A 20,803-nucleotide genomic window follows, 5' to 3' on the forward strand; every position below is an offset into this window, starting at 1 on the left:
ATCATCGAACCTTATACAAACTCTTTTCTACCTATGTCGAAGCCATACCAAAATTAGTTCGTTCAGATACTCAAAGAGTACATACAAACTTTAATCAAACTCAAACAGATACAGGACGTTTATCCTCCTCCGAACCAAACTTACAAAATATTCCTGTAGGAACAGAATTTTCTCGGCAAATTCGTCAAGCATTTCTGCCAAAAAAAGATTGGTTATTAGTCGCCGCAGATTATTCTCAAATAGAATTAAGAATCTTAGCGCATTTAAGTCAGGAACCAGTATTAATAGAAGCTTATCAAAATAACCAAGATGTACATACAGTGACAGCCAAACTATTATTTGAAAAAGCCAAAATTTCACCAGAAGAAAGACGTGTAGGTAAAACAATAAACTTTGGTGTAATCTATGGAATGGGAGCGCAAAAATTAGCCAGGTCTGTCAAAATAACCGTCAAAGAAAGTAAAGAATTTTTAGAAAGATATAAACAACAATATTCCCAAGTATTTGCCTACTTAGATAACTTAAAAAAACAAGCGATCGCTCAAGGTTATGTCGAAACAATATTAGGTAGGAGACGTTATTTTGAATTTGAAGCTAAAACTATCCGTGATTTAAAAGGGAAAAAAATAGAAGAAATTAATTTACAGGAATTAAAACTAGGTCAAAATGATGCTCAAATTTTAAGAGCTGCTGCTAACTCCCCAATTCAAGGTTCAAGTGCAGATATTATTAAAATAGCTATGATTAAACTGCATGAAATCTTGAAAAATTATCAGACAAAATTATTGTTACAAGTCCATGATGAATTAGTATTTGAAGTACCACCATTAGAATCGGAAGAATTGCAAAAAGTTATTAAATCAACAATGGAAAATGCCGTAACTTTAAAAGTACCTTTAATAGTAGATATTCATGGAGGTAAAAATTGGATGGAGACTAAATAGAGCGTCTTAATTTATTAGTTATTTGAGTTAAGTTGATAGGATAAATATAAATATTATTGACTTATTCTGTATCCGCTTATCTCCCCATCTCTCTTACCAATGAATAATTAATAATTAATTATCCAAGTAACTTTAATAGTAGATATTCATGGAGATAAAAATTCGATGTAGACTAAATAAATTTAAGCATTTACCTGTCAGCTATCAACTATCAGCTATTAGTTATTAACTAATTTTGTTTTTCAGGAGCAATTAATCTCCAAGAAGTAAAATACAAATAAAAAAAATCATCAGCTTGCCCTGAGTAAGTTATTACGTTTAAAAGCTGATAACTAATAGCTGTTTAGTAGCATTCCGCAGAAATAAAGTCTCTTCAGTTATTAATTATTAGTAAGTACCTTCGACTTTATTTGATAGGATAAATATAAATATTATTGACTTATTCTGTATCTCCCCATCTCCCCATCTCCCCATCTCCCTATCTCCCCATCTCCCTATCTCTCCATCTCTCTATTATTTGGCAAAAATATGCTAGACTCCTAAATGTAGTTGACTAAAAAATTTTCCTTGGGTAAATCTAATGAATACCAAAAAATTAGTCTTAGGTGGAGTTGGTTTTGTATTAGCCAGTGCAATTATAGCAACTGCTTCCAGCGCAGGAATTAGTTCCGAACAAGAACAAGTAATTTGTAAATTGAAAGAGACAGTAGAGGCACAAAAAAAAGCTGGTAAAAAATTGGTATTTTTGCCACTAATAGGAAATGTGATAGAGAATAGAGAATTTGCCTTTACCCCCAAGTTATCTTCTAATATATCTTATACAATTCTAGGAGTATGTGATGATAATTGTACTGACCTAAATTTAACTCTTAAAAATGAAAAAGGAGAGAAAATAACTGGTGATGAAAAAGAAAATGGTATTCCGGTAATTTCTTTTACTCCCACTGAAGATAATAAATACAAAATAACTGCACAACCAGATAAATGTACAACTGGAAAATGTGCATTTGGTATGGTTTTATTTGTGCCTAAAAGTGCTGATTTAAAAGTAGCATCTAACGTACCAGAGAAAATATCTCTCTTTGAGTCTTGCCAGAATAAACAGGAGAAAAAAGAGCAGAAAACTGAAGATAAGCCAGAAAAAGTAGAGGAGAAAAGCAAGGATAAAGTGGAAGAAATAGACGATTAGTTGAGGGTAAGCATTTCCTGGATCATGCTGCGCAAACAGCCATCAGCTATCAGAAGAGTCCTTCTAGTTTTTGATAAAAGCTTTAGCAAGCATTCAGCCGTCAGCTATCAGAAGAGTGCTTTGAGTGAGTGATAAAAGCTTTATTAATTGAGCTAGACAAATTTTAGTATAAAGTCTATATTCACTTAAAACCTATCTTTAAATATAGGGTATTATTACTATTAAAAACTCCGACCAACGAGGCTAGCTGATGGCTAATAGCTGAATGCTTACAAACTTTATTCTTCAAAATTAAATTTGAGTAAAAAAGCTAGTTTTCAAGTCTATATTAATTTCAACCTCCTCTTTAAGGTTGAAAAGGTCAAAGTTTGATAGCTAAAAGCTGAATGCTTACAGTTGAGGAAAAAGAATTATTCCTATGAAAATCCTAAATTCACTCTAGTTCAACCAAAACTATGTAAGTATTTAGCTTTTAGTTACTAACCCATTGCGGGGTGACGCGACCCAATTATTTTGAGAAATTTATTGTAAATACTGTTAGTTTTATGGTAAATTAAAAAATTATCCTGTATCAGTATTAACTCGTAAAAGTAAACAAATAATTGATAAGTGCATAAACAAAATTAATTACACATTCTATTGATTCTCTGTTATCCTTTTCCTGTTCCTTGTTCCTTGTTCCCTCTCTCAACTAGGAAATTAATTTTGCATAACTACTGATTAATAAGAATGTTTTGAATATTATCTTATTCTAAATTAAGATAAACTTTGATGATTCCGACTAAGAAATGCCAGAGCAGATGTCATTAATTTATATATCAATAAAACAGTACATACTTCGGCAAAAAGCCAGGCTGAGAAAATTGCTTAATAGTATAGGTATCAGAAGAAAAATTGGTCTGAGCTATGCTATGGCAATTAGTATTGCTACGGTAGGAATCTTGATGGGGTGTATACTTGAGTTAACTTATAAACATCAAGTTAGAATACAAATAGAACAGGCTCAAGAACAATTAGATTTACTTACAAATCTAACTAAAAAAGTCTTAAAAATTAGTATCAGCCCAAAAGATTTACCTAGTTTAATCAATACAAATAACCGGACAGTTTTAGAAAAAAAAATATCCCTAGAATTATCTAATTTTTATGAAGTTAGTGCAATTTTTAAACAACTAGAATCAATCCTAAAAATTGCCAGCCCAAATGTTAGTAAAAACACAGATAATCTTCTGTTTCAAGAATTTATCCAAACTTATTTTAATCCCATAAATATTCATATTCAGCAATTAGAAAGTTTAATTCAAAAAATTAAACAGACACCTCCTCCAACCAAATTAGAAACTGCATCACTAAGTAAAATTACTAATAGTGAAGTTGCCATAAAACTAGAAAAATTATCACAAGATTCACAACAATTAGTCATAGTAACTAATCAGAGAATAGAACAAGGATTTAAAGATTATCAAAAAGTAGAAACATTAAAAACACAAATATTAATAATTAGTCTATTACTTTCAGTATTGGCAGCAATAATATTTTCTATTTATACTAGCAAATTGATTACAAGTCCCTTAAAACAAATAACCGAAGTTGCCGAAAAAGTTACACAAGAAGCTAACTTTGAACTCCAACTTCCGATAACCACAGATGATGAAATAGGAGAATTAACAGTATCTCTAAATCAATTAATTTGTAAAGTCGCAGAATATACAGAGCAACTCCAGGAATCTAAACTCAAAGCAGAAACTGCCAACCTTTCCAAAAGTGCTTTTCTAGCGACCATGAGTCACGAACTGCGTACACCTTTAAATGCAATTATTGGATATAGCGATCTTCTTTGTGAAAATGCTGTGGAAGAAGGATATGATGATTTAATGCCAGATTTAGAAAAAATTAAGCGATCAGCTAAACATCTCCTAGAAATGATTAGTGATATTTTAGATATTTCCAAAATAGAAGCAGGTCAAGTTACTTTATATTTAGAAAGTATTGATGTTAATAAATTAGTTCAAGATGTAGTTTGTACATCTCAAAATCTTATTGAAAAAAACAGCAATAAGTTTGAATTAGTTTTAGGAGAAAATTTAGGTGATATATATGCAGATATGCCAAAAGTAAGACAGGTATTGATAAATTTGCTTGGTAATGCGGCGAAGTTCACACAAAATGGTCTAGTTACACTCAGTGTGGAAAAGGTTAAAAATAAGAGGGTAAGAAGTAATCAAAATTTAGGATTATTAAATCAAGAAAATTACATAGTTTTTCGGGTTATTGATACTGGTATTGGTATGAAAGAGGAACAGTTACAACAGATTTTTAAACCTTTTATTCAAGCTGATGCTTCTACTACTCGTAAGTATGGTGGTACTGGTTTGGGATTAGCAATAAGTAAACGTTTATGTGAGAGAATGGGAGCAGAAATTTATGTTCAAAGTATAGTTGGAAAAGGTTCTACATTTACTGTTTTATTTCCGGAAAGAGTAATTATGTAGAATGAAGGAAGAAGGAAGCAGAAATTAAGGGTTTATTGATCTAGGAGATAACCTTTAATAGTTGAACATAGTCAATATTAAGCTTTTACCAAAAAACGAGGGTATGTGCCTCCCCTGGTTCGGGGATGAAAAAATATTTAACTCAGTATTTCAAGCCTCCGATTAAAGTCGGAGGTTCCCTCTCTACTGATAACTGAAATGACAGGCTCCTATAAAAACAAATATGATATAATGCCAAGGGAGAAATAAATAAAAATAAGTATGCAAAACTTCCCTATTTCCAGAATTACTGTTAACTGAAATTACCATGATTTGGTTTAGACAAAATTCTATAACAATCTGATTTGATTCATGTCAAAAACTTAGTTGCTTTTAGGGAACAGGAAACAGTTGGGAGTAGGGTTTTTTTCTACTACAATTTATTCAGAGATACAAGTTAAAATTAGAGTCAGCATTTAGTAGAATTAAGAATTAAAAATCGATGGAGAATTATGAAAATCTCCCTACTTCAAAAGTTACTGATAACTGATAACTGAATAGTGAATACCCAATAAAAAAAACGGTTTTTTCTACTACAATTTATTTATAGATACAAGTTAAAATTAAAGTAAGCATTTAGCAGTCAGCTATTAGCTTTATTACCTTGAGAATAAGCTCATCTTTCTTGTGCTTTAATTCTCTGGTTGGTTAAAAATTTAGTATAAAACGAATAGTTACTTCATTTGTTAAAAAGCTGACACCTGAGGTGCTAATAGCTAAATTCTTACAAATTAAACAAAAATATAATATTATAGTAAACGCCTTGGCGGTTAGGACATGGACAGATGATAAATCTTAGACCACGGAAATACTTTTCCAACTGCTCCCTGTTCCCTCTTCCCTACTATAGACAAAAAATAAAAAATCATGCAACCAAATAACCCTAATCAATTTACAGAAAAAGCTTGGGAAACAATATCCCGTACCCCTGACCTCGCTAAAACTGCCCAACATCAACAAATTGAAAGCGAACATTTAATGAAAGCTCTATTAGAACAAAATGGACTAGCAACCAGTCTATTTAACAAAACAGGGATTTCACCTGCCAAAATACAAGAATACACAGACACCTTTATCAACCGTCAACCTAAAGTGAAAAATACACCCAATAATATTTACTTAGGTCGCAGTTTAGATACTTTATTCGATAATGCCGAAAAATATCGCCAAGAATATACAGACGAATACATCTCCATCGAACATCTGCTCCTCGCTTACCTGAAAGATGATCGCTTTGGGAAAAAACTCTATCAAGAATTTAAACTAGATGAAACCAAACTTAAAGAAACAATTTCCCAAATTAGAGGTAATCATAAAGTAACAGATAAAAATCCAGAAGGCAAATATGAAGCACTCGAAAAATACGGTCGCGACTTGACAGAAGCTGCTCGTCAAGGTAAACTCGATCCCGTTATTGGACGGGATGACGAAATTCGACGGACTATTCAAATACTTAGTCGTCGGACTAAAAATAATCCAGTCTTAATGGGTGAACCTGGAGTCGGAAAAACAGCGATCGCTGAAGGACTCGCCCAACGGATACTCGCTGGAGATGTTCCCCAGTCTTTGAAAGAAAGGCAACTCATCGGTCTCGATATGGGTGCATTGATTGCTGGTGCGAAATTTAGAGGAGAATTTGAAGAACGTCTGAAAGCTGTTCTCAAAGAAGTTACTGACTCAGATGGCAAAATCATTTTATTTATAGATGAAATTCATACTGTTGTCGGAGCAGGTGCAACTCAAGGTGCAATGGATGCAGGAAATTTGCTCAAACCAATGTTGGCTAGAGGTGAACTCAGATGTATCGGGGCGACAACTTTGGATGAGTACCGCAAATATATTGAAAAAGATGCTGCCTTAGAACGTCGTTTTCAACAAGTTTATGTCGATCAACCTAGCGTAGAAGATACGATCTCAATTTTACGAGGTCTCAAAGAACGGTATGAAGTACATCATGGTGTGAAAATTTCCGATAGTGCTTTAGTTGCTGCTGCTACTTTGTCTACTCGATATATTAGCGATCGCTTTCTTCCAGATAAGGCGATCGACTTAGTAGATGAAGCTGCTGCTAAATTGAAAATGGAAATTACTTCTAAACCAGAGGAACTAGATGAAATTGACCGCAAAATTCTCCAACTAGAAATGGAGAAATTATCACTGCAAAAAGAAAGTGATGCTGCTTCCCAAGAAAGGTTAGAGAGATTAGAAAAAGATTTAGCAAATTTGAAAGAAGGGCAACACGCTCTCAATGCTCAGTGGGAAGCAGAAAAAGGTATCATTGGCAAAATACAGACTTTCAAAGAAGAAATTGATAAAGTCAATATTGAGATTCAGCAAGCAGAACGAAATTATGACCTCAACCGTGCTGCTGAGTTGAAATATGGTAAACTGATTAATTTACAGAAACGGGTAGCGGAAGCGGAAGCAAAATTGGAAGCAACTCAAACTAGCGGTCAAACTTTATTGCGTGAGGAGGTGACAGAAGCTGATATTGCTGAAACTATTTCTAAGTGGACTGGTATTCCGATGAGCAAGTTAGTGGAGTCAGAAAAAGAAAAACTGCTGCATCTGGAAGCAGAGTTGCATCAGCGAGTTGTTGGTCAAAATGAAGCGGTGAGTGCTGTTTCAGATGCTATTCAGCGATCACGTGCAGGTTTAGCAGACCCCAACCGTCCGGTTGCTAGTTTTATTTTCCTCGGTCCGACTGGTGTGGGAAAAACAGAGTTAGGAAAAGCATTGGCAGCATATTTATTTGATACCGAAGATGCGATGGTGCGGATAGATATGTCTGAGTACATGGAAAAACATTCTGTGTCTCGTTTAATAGGTGCGCCTCCTGGATATGTGGGTTATGATGAGGGAGGTCAGTTAACTGAAGCTATTCGTCGTCGTCCGTATGCAGTAATTTTGTTTGATGAAATTGAAAAAGCGCACCCCGATGTGTTTAATATTATGTTGCAAATATTGGATGATGGGCGAGTTACTGATGCTCAAGGACACACGGTTGATTTTAAGAATAGTGTGATTATTATGACGAGTAATATTGGTTCTCAGTATATTTTGGATGTCAGTAATGACTATGAGCAAATGCAGCGTCGGGTGATGGATGCTTTGCGTGGTGCTTTCCGTCCAGAGTTTCTGAACCGCATTGATGAAACGATTATTTTTCATGGGTTACAGAAAGAGCAGTTACGAGAAATTGTGCGGTTGCAAGTTGTGCGTTTAGAGAAACGGTTAGCTGAACGGAAGATGTCATTGAAACTTGGTGATGCTGCTGTTAATTTTTTGGTAGATGCGGGGTTCGATCCGGTGTATGGTGCGAGACCGTTAAAACGGGCAATTCAGCGGGAGTTGGAAACGCAAATTGCTAAGAGTATTTTGCGGAGTGAGTTTAGTGAAGGTGATACTATTTTTGTGGATGTGGAAAATGAGCGACTTTCGTTGAAGAGGTTGGGTGTAGATTTGGTGAAAGTTAAGTAGAAGTGTGGGAAGTAATTTCAGTTATCAGTTATCAGTATTTCTTGGAATAAGGAGGCTTGAAATCAGGAATATTTTCTTTTTTTATCTCCTTAAAAAGGTAGACTTCAGACCACAATTTTTAGGTAAAAAAACAGAGACAATAAATAATTGAGGAGGTAACATGATGTGATTAAAGTTTATTTAGATACCAGTGTTTATAATCGTCTCTATCATGATCAAAGTCAGATAAACATTTTTTTAGAAATGCAAGCCACAATTAGTATTTTGAATCTAATTGAAACCCAAAAAATTCAATCAGTTAATTCATTTGTCCTGGAATATGAAAACCAAAAACATCCTATACCAGAACAGCGAAATGCAGTTAATGAGCATCTGAAAAAATCTAATTTTAAGCAACTGGTTAATGAATCAATTAAAAACAGAGCGAATCAACTAGAAATAGAAGGAATTAAACCAATTGATGCTCTTCATGTTGCTTGTTTTGAAGCCTCAAACTGTAATTATTTTCTTACTTGTGATCAACGTTTACTTAATCGTTGTAAATCTTTATCCATTCAACCTATCAACCCCATTGATTTTGTTAAGGAGTTAGACAATGAAAGTTAATATTGATAATGATTATGAAATTGTGCAAGAAGTTTTCCAGATTTTGCTCTAAAATTTAGAAACTTCTAAGGTGATGAGATTTTGGTCTATTTGTAAGTTGGGTAACGGTGATTATTTAAACTTAAAAGATAAATTATTTGCTGGAGAAACTGTTGATAGTTTGTATCAAAAAATTAAGGTTTTTCATCTTGAAAAACTAGCTAATGAAGAAGCTAATAATGGTTAAAATATATCAATATGTGTAATATAGAATCCGGTTGAATAATCGTCATTGCGACTGGAATATAATTATCCGGATTTTATATAGAACCCATTAGACATCTCCAAAAGTAAAAAATCAAATCAATTCTTTCTTCCTGTTCCGTTATCAAAATAATATGGGTCTAAAACCCCACCTTTTAAGGGGGATAAAAAAAGAACATATTCCTTATTTCAAGCCTCTGACTTCGGGTAGAGGTACTGATAACTGATAACTGATAACTGAAATAACTAAGGTAATATTATTATGTTAGAAGAAGTGTTTAATTTAGCTAAACAACTTCCTGTTTCTGAACAAATTAGTTTAATTTAAAAAATGATAGTTGAACTTAGGAAAAATAAATCTGCTCGATATTCTTTAATGTCTATAGAAAATTTACAATCGGGATTTGCTAAAGATTTAGCAGAGACAGGATATAAATCAAGAGAGGATATAGTGAATTTAGTACGAGAAGTAAGACAGGAAATTTCACAATCAAGTCACTAACTTTATTAAATTTTATAATACTTTTAAATTAAAAAAATGACTATTTCTCCAACTCGTATATTTTTCGACAGTAATGTTTATATTATACGTCAAAAAAATCATTGGGATTTGATAAATAAAATATTGCGATCGCATACTAATATTAGGCTGCATTAATGAAGCATAATTTCAAAATATTCCAGGTAATAGAGTTATCTAAAAATGAATTCATTTATTAGCCAAGGATTTCAATCATTGGCGTGTCATCAGCTTGTTTGTAGGATTTTTTTTACTTGAAGGACGTCAGTTTTTCCTTGTACACGAACTTTTGTTCTTGTTGTTTAGATTAACAGTTTATGTCACAGTAAAAGTTTAAATTTTCAAGAAAATTTAGTTGATAAATCAAGGACTTATCTATAAGTATGAAAAATTCCCCAAGTAGCAAAACTAAAGCACAAATTTGGGTAGTAGAAAATAATAATTTTGTTACTCGTTCGGATCAATTAGCAACAGAAGAACCTTTAGAAATTCGTTTGACTTTTCCCAAAAAAATTATAGCAGTGACAATGCGAACTCCAGGAGCTGATTTCGATTTGGCTGCGGGATTTCTCTATAGTGAAGGAGTTATTAAAAATCGAGAAGATATTGCTAAAATGAGTTATTGTGTAGACCCAGAAATTGATGGAGAACAACAAAAAAATATTATTAATGTCACTCTTAATTCCAAATTAAACCTCAATCTTAAAAGCCTAGAAAGACATTTTTTTACAACTAGCGCTTGTGGAGTTTGTGGCAAAGCGAGCATCGAATCTTTGCAAATAAAAGGATATTCATCTATTCTTTTAGGATTAGAAGTTTCTGCGGAAATTATTTATAGTTTGCCTGAAAAATTAAGGACTGCTCAAGGTGTGTTTAAATCTACAGGAGGTTTACACGCTGCTGGTTTATTTAATGCTCAAGGAGAACTGTTGAAGTTACGGGAAGATGTGGGGAGACATAATGCTTTAGATAAATTAATTGGTTCCGAATTTTTAGCAGGTCAATTACCTTTAAATAATCTGATTGTTATGGTCAGCGGACGGTCGAGTTTTGAGATTTTACAAAAGTGTATTACTGTAGGAGTGCCCATAGTTTGTGCTGTTTCTGCTCCTAGTAGTTTAGCAGTGGAAATAGCCAAAGAATTTAATATTACTTTAGTCGGATTTTTGCGTGGCAAAAAGTTTAATATTTATTCTGGGGTAGAAAGAATAATTAATAATTAATAGTTAATAATTAATAATTTAAGATACATCTATTTTTATTTTTATCTTATTTTCTATTCCCTGTTACTTTTTTACTGTTCTCTAGAACCTAGAATAATGAATAATTGATAATTATTAATTGATAATAAGAACTACAGGAGATTTCGAGGAAATGATGTAGAAAGTGAATAGTGAAAGTTTTGTAGTGCAGTTATCTTGCTCGCGATAGGTGTAGCTTATAATAGTAGAAAATGCTGTATCTCTAATTATCACAGGACTTACACACACAAAGGCGAAGAAACCGGGTTTATGGCTTTAATATTGTTGCTCAAAATACTAAATTTTCGTAAAGAAACCCGGTTTCTGCGTAAGTGCTATATCTCTAATTATCAATTAACTAGGTAAATATAAAAAAACTTAACTATATTAAAGTTTGTAAACTAACTCCAAGCTTGTGCAAAAAGTTAAGTTGATGTTTATTTACATTCTGTTACAAAGAGATAAATTTTAACGCTTATCTGCTTATCTATTAGGAATTATCCATTGATAATTTGAGTATGCTTTATAATAGTAGAAAGTATTGTATAGAAATGTGCCCTGACATATTTACACATTATTTTTTTGTAAACCTTTTCTAAACTCCACTTTGAGCTAGAAATTGTAAATACCTGAGCGCTCATTACTATATCTCTAATTATCCATTATTAATTATTGATTATCCATTAAATAATATGAAATCTGACAATTTAAACAGCAAAAATAAAACTACAATAATTAAAAATCTCCAAACAACAAAAGTAGTTGATGGTGACACAATCAAAGTCTTATTAAATGATAAACGAGAATCTATTCGACTCCATTATGTTGATACCGAAGAGAGCTATTCTGAATATACTAAACCTGTTACAGACATGGGAAAACAATCAACAGAAATGGCAATCAAATATTTCACATTACCTAACGGTGAACTTGCCGAAGTTGATATTGAATTTGAGGCAGATGACCCTCTAGAAAAATGTTTAGAAAAATATCGTGACCATCAAGGTCGCCTCATAACTTATGTACATAAAAATGGCGAAAATTTTAATATCAAACTAATTAAAGAAGGGTGGAGTCCCTACTTTATTAAATATGGATATTCCCAACTATATCATCAAGAAATGATGGTAGCAGAAATGGAAGCTCAAGCAAATAATCTTGGTATTTGGAATCCCGAAATAAGTCAAAGAAAACCTAAAAGAAATTATAGTTTACTCCTACCTTGGTGGGCATTAAGAGCTGGCATTGTCGAAAATTATCGTACTTATGGAATAGCCGTAGGAGTCTTAGATGTGAGATTAGATTTTCCCAAAATTTTAGCCGCAGCAGAAGCAGGAGAATATATTACAGTTTTCTTTGATTTACAAGGAGGAATTAATAGGAGGTTCGATAATGGTGCTTTAGTTTATGATGGTACTAGAAACCATCAATTAAAACTATGGATTCCTGATATTAATAGTGCCGAAATCAAGCCATTATTACAGCTATTAAAAAATCGTTATTTTGGTTTAGGTAGAGGATATGTTTATATTACTGGGCAAGTGAATATGTATCGAGATAAACCAGAAATTATCCTTTCTGATATTAAACAATTATCTGATTTTCCTCCCTATAGGTAAATTAAACCTTTATGATACACAGGAGTTACCCATGAACGCTATTGGTAGTGCATAGTTTCATCTAAAAATGTGCATTAGGAAGACACACCGTAGGGGCGGTTTTTATAAGTGAGTTAACGCGTTTTCCAAGTAACTTAGATAAACCCGCCCCATCAGATATGAGCCGTGTCTCAGGGGCGGGTTTATGTAAATCCTAGAAAGAGATAAAAATTTCCATATCAACCCGCCCCTACTCCATGCACCATTTTATATGAAACACTCCAGTAGGGTGTGTTTTCCGCGCTTGAGCGGACATGAAAAGCTACGCGACATAAATGCGCTCGCATTCCAAAGGAAAAAGCGTATCTCGGAACGGACTAATACTCTACATATAGTGCCTTTCCTTAAGTCCTGATACAGACATTTTGACTGCGATCGCATAAACCGTTAGATGTTCTACCATATTAATACGGTAGTTTTCTAGAGCCAACAGAGCAGATTCGATATCACCCCTGATATTGAGTTAATATTTCTACCCCTGTTTCTGTCACTGCTACAGTATGCTCAAACTGTGCTGATAGTTTACGATCCTTAGTGAGAGCAGTCCAACCATCATCAAGCATCACTGCTTCGTGAGTCCCTTCATTAATCATGGGTTCAATAGTAAACACCATTCCAGTGCGCAACTTTTTCCCTTTTCCTCTAGTGCCATAATGAGGAATTTGTGGAGGAGTATGGAAAATATTACTGACACCATGACCAACAAAATCTCTAACTACAGAAAAACCTTGTGCTTCAGCATACTCTTGAATAGCAGCTCCAATATCACCAATTTTATTTCCTGGTTTAACTTCAGCAATGCCTAAATACATACATTTTTCTGTAACTTCAACTAATTTTTTTGCTACTGGAGAAGGTTCACCAACGAAAAAAGTTTTAGAAGTATCTCCATGATAACCATCAACAATTGGTGTGACATCAATATTAATAATATCTCCTTCTTTTAAGACTTCTTTCTCATTAGGAATACCGTGGCAAATAACTTCATTAATACTGGTACAAATAGACTTAGGAAAACCATGATAATTAAGAGGGGCACTACGAGCGCCATGATCTTGTGTCCAACTTTCTGCTGCCTCATCTAATTCCAAAGTAGTGACTCCTGGCTTGACAAGGGGTTCAAGATAATGTAATAATTCTGCTGCTAAACGTCCGGCTCGACGCATTTTTTCTATTTCTCTTTTCGATAATAAAACGATAGTTTCAGTTGCCATTGCTTCTTTTGCCATTGCTTCTTAAATTAAGATTAGACCTATAACGTTAATAACTCTAGCTTACTTTACCATACTTTAGATTTTATCTAAAATATTTTCTTTTTTTTAGGTATGGAGGGAACACAGAAGGTGGGAACAGGGAACAGGTGGGAGTTGGAGTTTTTGATTTTTTACAACCTATTATATGATGGCTATAGAGTGGAATTTTGATAATTCTTTTATTAAAGAATAAACGCGGGTATAATAAGTTTTTTTTTTGCTAATTATTAGTATTGAATAATAATTTATTTATGGAAATTTATGAAATATTTTAAATATATATAGGTATGGAGGGAACACAGAAGGTGGGAACAGGGAACAGGTGTGAGTTAGAATTTTTTGATTTACTTTTTTATTGATTATAAGTTATTAGTTGATATGTTGATATAATAGAAAAAGTTCAATTATATATAATTAAATTGTGTAGCCCTAAGCAAATATGTTAGGACATTCTTTTTTTGGTTTTTCCCTATTTCATCAAAACCTAAATTTATTTTCCTAATCAAAAGGTTTAGTGTCAGCATTCAGCCATCAGCATTCAACTATAAGCAATTAATTATTAACTCCATAAATATTTATCAGGAGGAATTAGTTTCCCAGAAAAAATATAAATAAAAAGATTGTCAATCAGCTAACCTTAGTAAATTATTACGTTGAAAAGCTGTTAACAAAGTTCTTCCGCAGGAGGCTAGCTAAAAGTTAATAGCTGTTTGCACAACATTCCGCAGGAAATGCTTATGGTTTAGTGCTATAAATATTGATATTTTCTATGCAACAACCAATTGGTATTGATTTATTTGCAGGTGCAGGAGGTATGACTCTTGGTTTTGAACAAGCAGGATTTGATATACCTATTTCTGTAGAATTAGACCCTATTCACTGTGCTATTCACAAGTTTAATTTTCCTTTTTGGTCGATATTATGTCGAAATATTGTCGAGCTAACAGGAAGTGAAATTAGAGAGAGACTAAATAATCCTAATAGAGAAATTGATGTAATTTTTGGGGGTCCTCCATGTCAGGGATTTTCTCTGATGGGAAAACGTGCTTTAGACGATCCGCGCAATGCACTTATGTCTCATTTTTTGCGCATAGTTTTGGAATTAAAACCCAAATATTTTGTTATGGAAAATGTTAAAGGTTTAACTGCAGGAAAACACAAATTTTTCCTAGAGGAAGTCATCGATCAATTCTCTAAAAATGGTTATCAAATACAAGAACCTTATCAAGTTTTAAATGCTGCTAATTATGGTGTGCCCCAACATCGGGAAAGATTATTTTTGTTAGGATGTAAAAATGGTTTAACACTGCCAAATTATCCCGAAATTAAAACAGATAAAAAATTAGAAAACTATATCACTGTCTGGGATGCAATAGGAGATTTACCAGAAGTAGAAAATTATCCAGAATTATTAGATAGAGATTGGGTAAAAGCAGGAAATGATTATCTAGAACCAAGTCAATATGCTAAAAAACTGCGTGGAATTGATTATTTTAACAATGATTATTCTTATAAACGTGAATACGACCAGACAATATTAACTTCTAGTTTACGGACAAAACATACAGAAAAATCAATAGCCAGATTTAACGCTACAGAACCAGGAAAAATTGAATCGGTAAGTCGCTTTTATAGACTTAATCCTGATAGTATTTGTAATACCCTGAGAGCAGGAACTCCAAGTAGTAGAGGTTCATATACTTCTCCTAGACCAATACATCCATTTACACCCAGATGTATCACAGTTAGAGAAGCAGCAAGACTACATTCATATCCTGATTGGTTTAGATTTCATGTCACAAAATGGCATGGTTTTAGACAAGTTGGTAATTCAGTTCCACCATTATTAGCAAAAGCAGTTGCTGAAGAAATTATTCATGCTTTAAATATTAAGTCACTTAAATCGAAAAGGAAAAAATATAAGTTAGAAAAATTAGAAAATTTAGAGGTTAATATGTCTATAGCTGCCGATCTATATGGTGTTGATCGGCATACTATTGCACCAAGAAATTGAAAAGACTGTATCTAGCAACATTTGATCGTAGGGGTTTGGTTTCCCAACCCAAACAAAAAAGGGATTTGGTTTATAAATCCCTACAGTTTTTTTCACATGATCAGGACTTACCCAGCAATTATTAATTATTAAACTTCGCTTTCTTCTGAATCAGATTTTACGGAGTCTACATCTATTACTGGTTGAGATTTTACCCCATCAATTTTTTCCTTAGCTTCCGTGGTTAGTTGTTTCATTTTGGTAGTAAATTTCTCCGTATTTGTCTGAATTTTCCTATTTATTTCATTAGTTTGAAAATCTTCTACTTTTTCTTGAGCTTGTTTTTTGACTATTTCAGCTTTTTCTTGAGCTTGTTTTTTCACTTCTATAGCCTTTTCTTGAATTCCTGAAGCTAATTTTTTAGCTTCACTTCGGGCGATATCAATATGTTCTCTAGTCTTGACTAAATCTTCTTGGAGAAAGTTCTGAAATAAACCTAATTTTTTAGCAACTCCTTCAGTATAACACTCAGGATTTTCTACAGCACTATTCACCACTATTACTCGTTTTTTACCAGTGCTAGAAATTACTTCTGGAGCTAGTAAATAAATACCATCTAAAACACCTTGCCAACCATTAGATTTAAACAAATAATGAACTACCGCACCTGTTTTAATATTGAGAATATATTCCACAATAGAACCTACTTTTTCCCCAGTATCAGTCAAAACTTCATTACCAATAATATTGATAGTATTATTCTCTTTTTCCCAATTATCTGGTTGTGGTTTGTCATTAACTAGAATAGCATCAGTACCTATAGTTTCAATTTGCGTCCAAGCAAAATATTTTTTTTGTTTACCTAAGAAACCAGACTGACAAATAAAACCTATAACTTGATGAGATTGAGGATCAAGGCATAATTCTTTGATATAACCTTGCTCTTCAACTGTTTCACGGTCAAGCACTAATCTTTTGAGAAGTTGACTATGCTTGATTAATTCTGATATTTCATTCATAACTTGATTCCTAATACAGAGTTTTGATAATATTTTAGTTGAAAATGTTACAATTTATGGAAAGATTATTTCTGACCAAAAAATAAGGTCTCAACCCTCTGGCAACAGTTGTGGGATACTGATAACTGAATTAATCTTTTTTCCAAAATCAGACGATTCATTAAACAAATTATTAAAATGTTGTATCTTCGAGAAAGTCTGGTTCTCGAGATTCCCGATTCAATACTTCTTTTAATAACTCAGTTTCAAATTTATCTAAACCATTTTGATAATTGTGCTTTTGTTTAAAATTAACCTCCTTTGATTGATCATCTAGATATATAGCAATTTTGGGTCCAGTAGGAGCTAAATTAACGATCAACCCATTAACGACTTTAACTTTCTTAATAGGTTTACCATTAATATATGTACCATTGCTACCTAAATTAATAATTTCCCAACCACTATGATTAGTTTTTAATTCCAGATGATGACGAGAAACTACAGAACTATAAATAACCACATCATTATCTGGGGAACGCCCAATTTTAATAACAGGTTGATCATCAAAAGTCCAACTTTTGATTGGCATAGATTGAAGTGGGTGTAGCAGTATTAGTTTCATCACTTTTGCTATTTAATATTTTGAGTAGAGCACCTAAGACCATTGTAGTTTATTTAAAACTTACTGAGTAGAGAAAGTCGGAAGTCTCGGAAGTGTGAAGAGTGTGGAGAGTATGGGAAGAAAGAGACAGCAAGAGGAATAATTGTTCCTTTATTTTTTTACCCTTGGTTTCCCTAAAATCCTAATTTTTTGGTAGTTATATTTGTAAAATTTGCACTTTTTCGCTATTGAAAAAAGAGATAACCTTTATCCGTAAGGACTTTAAAGTAGTAAGATTTGTGTACACAAATAAAATAGGATTGCTATATTAAAATTTTTTATATTAGAAAAAACAAAACTTGTAAATTAATGGGTTTAATGCCCATTAATTTACTGGCAATTGATCTCACACCATAATCTTTGATTTAGTCTTCAGCATCTTGACATTCTAACTAAACTTGAGCTAAGAAACTTGAAATAGGAATGAAACTAAATCTCCTTTACCTAAAGATATCCGATCACCTGGCCTTAGCTTATGTCTATTTCCTTTGGTCAAAGGAGTATTGTTAACATAAGTACCATTAGAACTACCAGTATCTTCAAGATAATAAGCATCTGCTTCTACTCTAATATCAGCATGACTACGAGAAACTACTTCAGAGTCAGGAAACCCTGAGACATCAATATCTGGTGGTACTTTGTCATTAGGTTTACCAATATGAATCACAGATAAATTAACTGGCAACTCAATGCTTGTATCTGTTCTGATATGAAGCAACTGAGCAGATTGTTGTTGCAACTGGGTCTTTGCTGGAACTACTATTCCTCCATTGGGAGATGGAGAACTTACTGCTGGGGTAGCAACAGGTGTACTAACGGCATTGATATTTGGTAACGGTTCCTGTTCTACAACAGGAGCTGGAGTATTAGGATTGCTAGACTTTTCTAAGTTGATTTCACTAGACACCAAAGGTTCTGGTGCCACTAATGGTTCTGGTACATCTAGGTTAGGTATATCTACTGAAGGTACATCTATATCTGGTGCAGATGCAGGTGATACTACAGTTGGGATCACTGCTGGATTTGCTGGAGATGAAACTTGACTTTCCTCTGTCTCTGTACTAGCACTACCTTTTAGATCAAAACCGCATTGACCACAAAAGGCAGCGTCAGTTTGAACTATTGCTGCACAGTGAGGACAATTTGTAGTTACTGGTAAGGGAGTATAGCAAGCTTCACATTGGGTTGCTCCATCAGGGTTCTGATGATTGCAATTAGGACAAACAATCATTTATCTTCTCCTTACTATCAGTTATTTCAGTTATCAACTAGCCTCCTGGGTCGGAACTGCCTCTTGCAGAGGAGCTTTCCTACGGAATGCTACGCAAGCGCTAACATTAACAGTATCTTCTATTTGAGTAAGAGACTGGAAATATTGAGGTTTACTTTATTACTCATAGGACTAAACCCATGAACGCTATTGGTAGGGTGCGTTTTCCGCCCTTGAGCGGACATGTTTGCTTAGCAGTCCCTATACGATAACGCTACGGGACATGAATGCGCTCACATTCCCTATACGAAAAAGCGGAGCATAACGCACCAATACCCTATATATAGTACCTTTGCGTAAGTTCTGACTCAAATATTTATACCAGTTAATAACCATTGTAGTTCTCCTTGGGGTTGGATTAGGCGACTGGGATAATTCATATCATCAGCTTTTTCTGCAAATACCTGGTCTAATGCAGCTTGTTTATCTGCACCAGCTACTAGAAATATAACGCAACGGGCTTGATTAATTAACGGAACTGTGAAAGTTAATCGGGGTTGGCCATCTTTATTGCCGACGCTAATTAGGCGATCGCTTACTTTCAAGGCATTTGTATAGGGAAAAAGGGAGGCTGTATGACCATCCCCTCCCATTCCGAGTAAAATCAAATCCAAGCTGGGAAACTCCCCTGTCGGGACTTGAAAAAATTCCCGCAAATGAGCATCATGGTTTGAGGCATCAATTTCCGGGTCTCCCGCTCCTGTTGCCATCGGATGAATATTGGTTGGTGGTATGGCTACTCCATCTAGCCAAGCTTCCCTGGCCATTTTTTGATTACTATCTGGGTGGTCAGGAGCTACATAACGTTCATCGCCCCAAAAAACATGAATTTTGTCCCAAGCTAAATTTTGAGTGGCTATGGACTTATAAAGTGGTTTTGGAGTATTTCCACCAGCTAAAGCTATGGTACATTGGCCACGCTCTGCGATCGCCTGTTGAATTTTCCCCAAGCAAATGTCCAGAGCTTCTTCAATCAACTGTTCTTTGTTTTCTAGTAACTTAACCTGTTTGTTCATTTGATTTGTGTTACAATTTAGATTATTTATACCCAATCAAGAGAGTTATTCTTTCTCCAGTTAGGTATCGAAACTATACTAAGGCAATCTGTCTTTAGACCTTCGTTTATTTTGTTACACTAATTTGCTAGCTAAATGTATTTTATTTATAGTAATTTAAAGAGTGATACAGCAATTTAGAGGATAGTTAAGTACAAATACTAAAGATAAAACCTTTGTAACACAGCCTTCTAAGCTGTCTTATGTGTGGTTTATTGACAGGACTTACTCAAAGGCACTATTATAGATAGATAAATAGAACCCCTAACCGTATCTTTGCACGCGGTGTAGATTTTTGGCAAAGGAGACAGGAGCCAAACCACCCCTAACCCCAACCCTGGAGGGGAACTCAGGAGATAGATAAATAGAATAGGGAAAGAAAAATAGTCCCATATTCACCATCTCCTCATCTCCCCAGCTAATTTTATAGATCCGGTTAGGGGTTATATATAGCATGTCGGTGCGTTACACTATCGCTTTTTCGTATAGGGACTGCGATCGCATTCATGTCACAGAGCGTTATCGTATAGGGACTGCGATCGCATTCATCTCCGCTCAAGGGCGGAAAACACACCCTACTAACAGGGTTCATGGCTTTAGTTTTGACTGATATGAAATGTGCTGTAAATTTAGTATTAATTAATTTGTTAACTTTGGTTTGGGTTTGAATAACTTCTGAATATTCAACTGAATTTTCATGTTACTAAGAAAAAATCATATTTATCTCTGAATATTGACCTAAATAGAATTGTCAAATATCTTCAGAAGAGAAATTTATAGCTTAGGTTAGAGCGGGAAATTTACGGTAGTTTTTTGATATTCTAGTTGTTTCAAATTAACCAGTAATTTTCAAATAATTATATTCATTTAATTTAGTAGTATAATAATATTATTTACAGCAATTTCAGAGTTAGTGGGGTACAAAATAAAGTCTGGAAGTAAGTTCTAATATATGGTAACACAACCATCCTGGTTGTTACAGCCGGAAAGTAAGTTCTAAGATATGCTAACACAACCATCCTGGTTGTTACAGCCGGAAAGTAAGTTCTAATATATGGTAACACAACCATCCTGGTTGTTACAGCCGGAAAGTAAGTTCTAATATATGGTAACACAACCATCCTGGTTGTTACAGCCGGAAAGTAAGTTCTAATATAT

16 protein-coding genes are annotated in these 20,803 nt (G+C 33.9%); 10 read left to right on the top strand and 6 right to left on the bottom strand.

Annotated elements, in window-relative coordinates; translation table 11 throughout:
- The 9 genes from VKJ25_RS13625 to VKJ25_RS13665 all read left to right on the top strand — a co-directional run.
- On the top strand, positions 1-944 hold a 944-nt coding region (locus VKJ25_RS13625), incomplete at its 5' end, for a DNA polymerase (protein WP_324237174.1).
- Between the two features lie 580 nt (positions 945-1,524).
- Positions 1,525-2,133 (top strand): hypothetical protein, encoded by a 609-nt coding sequence (locus VKJ25_RS13630; protein WP_324237175.1) that lies wholly within the window; start codon positions 1,525-1,527, stop codon positions 2,131-2,133.
- Between the two features lie 911 nt (positions 2,134-3,044).
- Positions 3,045-4,625, top strand: coding sequence for a sensor histidine kinase (locus VKJ25_RS13635; RefSeq protein WP_324237176.1), 1,581 nt, complete (start codon positions 3,045-3,047; stop codon positions 4,623-4,625).
- Positions 4,626-5,531: 906 nt separating this feature from the next.
- A complete protein-coding gene (clpB, locus tag VKJ25_RS13640) occupies positions 5,532-8,144 on the top strand; it encodes an ATP-dependent chaperone ClpB (RefSeq protein ID WP_324237177.1) in 2,613 nt (870 codons plus the stop codon).
- A 165-nt stretch (positions 8,145-8,309) separates the two neighbouring features.
- Positions 8,310-8,750 (top strand): PIN domain-containing protein, encoded by a 441-nt coding sequence (locus tag VKJ25_RS13645; RefSeq protein ID WP_324237178.1) that lies wholly within the window; start codon positions 8,310-8,312, stop codon positions 8,748-8,750.
- A 73-nt stretch (positions 8,751-8,823) separates the two neighbouring features.
- The gene (locus VKJ25_RS13650; RefSeq protein WP_324237179.1) at positions 8,824-8,976 is read left to right on the top strand and encodes a hypothetical protein; all 153 of its coding nucleotides are present in this window, start codon (positions 8,824-8,826) and stop codon (positions 8,974-8,976) included.
- Positions 8,977-9,324: 348 nt separating this feature from the next.
- Complete coding sequence (locus VKJ25_RS13655) at positions 9,325-9,495, top strand: hypothetical protein (protein ID WP_324237180.1); 171 nt, start codon at positions 9,325-9,327, stop codon at positions 9,493-9,495.
- Positions 9,496-9,896: 401 nt separating this feature from the next.
- Entirely contained in the window at positions 9,897-10,736 is an 840-nt protein-coding gene (gene fdhD, locus VKJ25_RS13660; RefSeq protein ID WP_324237181.1) for a formate dehydrogenase accessory sulfurtransferase FdhD, read from the top strand.
- 710 nt (positions 10,737-11,446) lie between these two features.
- Entirely contained in the window at positions 11,447-12,373 is a 927-nt protein-coding gene (locus tag VKJ25_RS13665; RefSeq protein ID WP_324237182.1) for a thermonuclease family protein, read from the top strand.
- Between the two features lie 485 nt (positions 12,374-12,858).
- On the opposite strand, the gene map is transcribed toward VKJ25_RS13665, so the two are convergent.
- A complete protein-coding gene (gene map / locus VKJ25_RS13670; RefSeq protein WP_324237188.1) occupies positions 12,859-13,626 on the bottom strand; it encodes a type I methionyl aminopeptidase in 768 nt (255 codons plus the stop codon).
- Between the two features lie 808 nt (positions 13,627-14,434).
- On the opposite strand from map, the gene VKJ25_RS13675 reads away from it, so the two are divergent.
- Positions 14,435-15,679 carry a DNA cytosine methyltransferase gene (locus VKJ25_RS13675; protein WP_324237183.1) on the top strand — a complete coding sequence of 415 codons (1,245 nt, stop codon included), beginning with the start codon at positions 14,435-14,437 and terminating at the stop codon, positions 15,677-15,679.
- Positions 15,680-15,807: 128 nt separating this feature from the next.
- Here VKJ25_RS13675 and VKJ25_RS13680 read toward each other — a convergent pair whose 3' ends face one another.
- The 5 genes from VKJ25_RS13680 to VKJ25_RS13700 all read right to left on the bottom strand — a co-directional run.
- Positions 15,808-16,677: a PRC-barrel domain-containing protein gene (locus VKJ25_RS13680; RefSeq protein WP_324237184.1), complete on the bottom strand. Its 870-nt coding sequence runs from the start codon at positions 16,675-16,677 to the stop codon at positions 15,808-15,810.
- Positions 16,678-16,849: 172 nt separating this feature from the next.
- Complete coding sequence (locus tag VKJ25_RS13685; protein ID WP_324237189.1) at positions 16,850-17,281, bottom strand: FHA domain-containing protein; 432 nt, start codon at positions 17,279-17,281, stop codon at positions 16,850-16,852.
- Positions 17,282-17,723: 442 nt separating this feature from the next.
- Positions 17,724-18,551, bottom strand: a complete 828-nt coding sequence (locus tag VKJ25_RS13690) for a double zinc ribbon and FHA domain-containing protein (protein ID WP_324237185.1) — start codon at positions 18,549-18,551, stop codon at positions 17,724-17,726.
- Positions 18,552-18,898: 347 nt separating this feature from the next.
- Positions 18,899-19,606, bottom strand: a complete 708-nt coding sequence (gene pgl / locus VKJ25_RS13695) for a 6-phosphogluconolactonase (protein WP_324237186.1) — start codon at positions 19,604-19,606, stop codon at positions 18,899-18,901.
- Positions 19,607-20,538: 932 nt separating this feature from the next.
- On the bottom strand, positions 20,539-20,803 hold a 265-nt coding region (locus VKJ25_RS13700; protein ID WP_324237187.1), incomplete at its 5' end, for a hypothetical protein.

This window comes from Okeania sp., assembly GCF_035285525.1.
Lineage (GTDB): Bacteria > Cyanobacteriota > Cyanobacteriia > Cyanobacteriales > Microcoleaceae > Trichodesmium.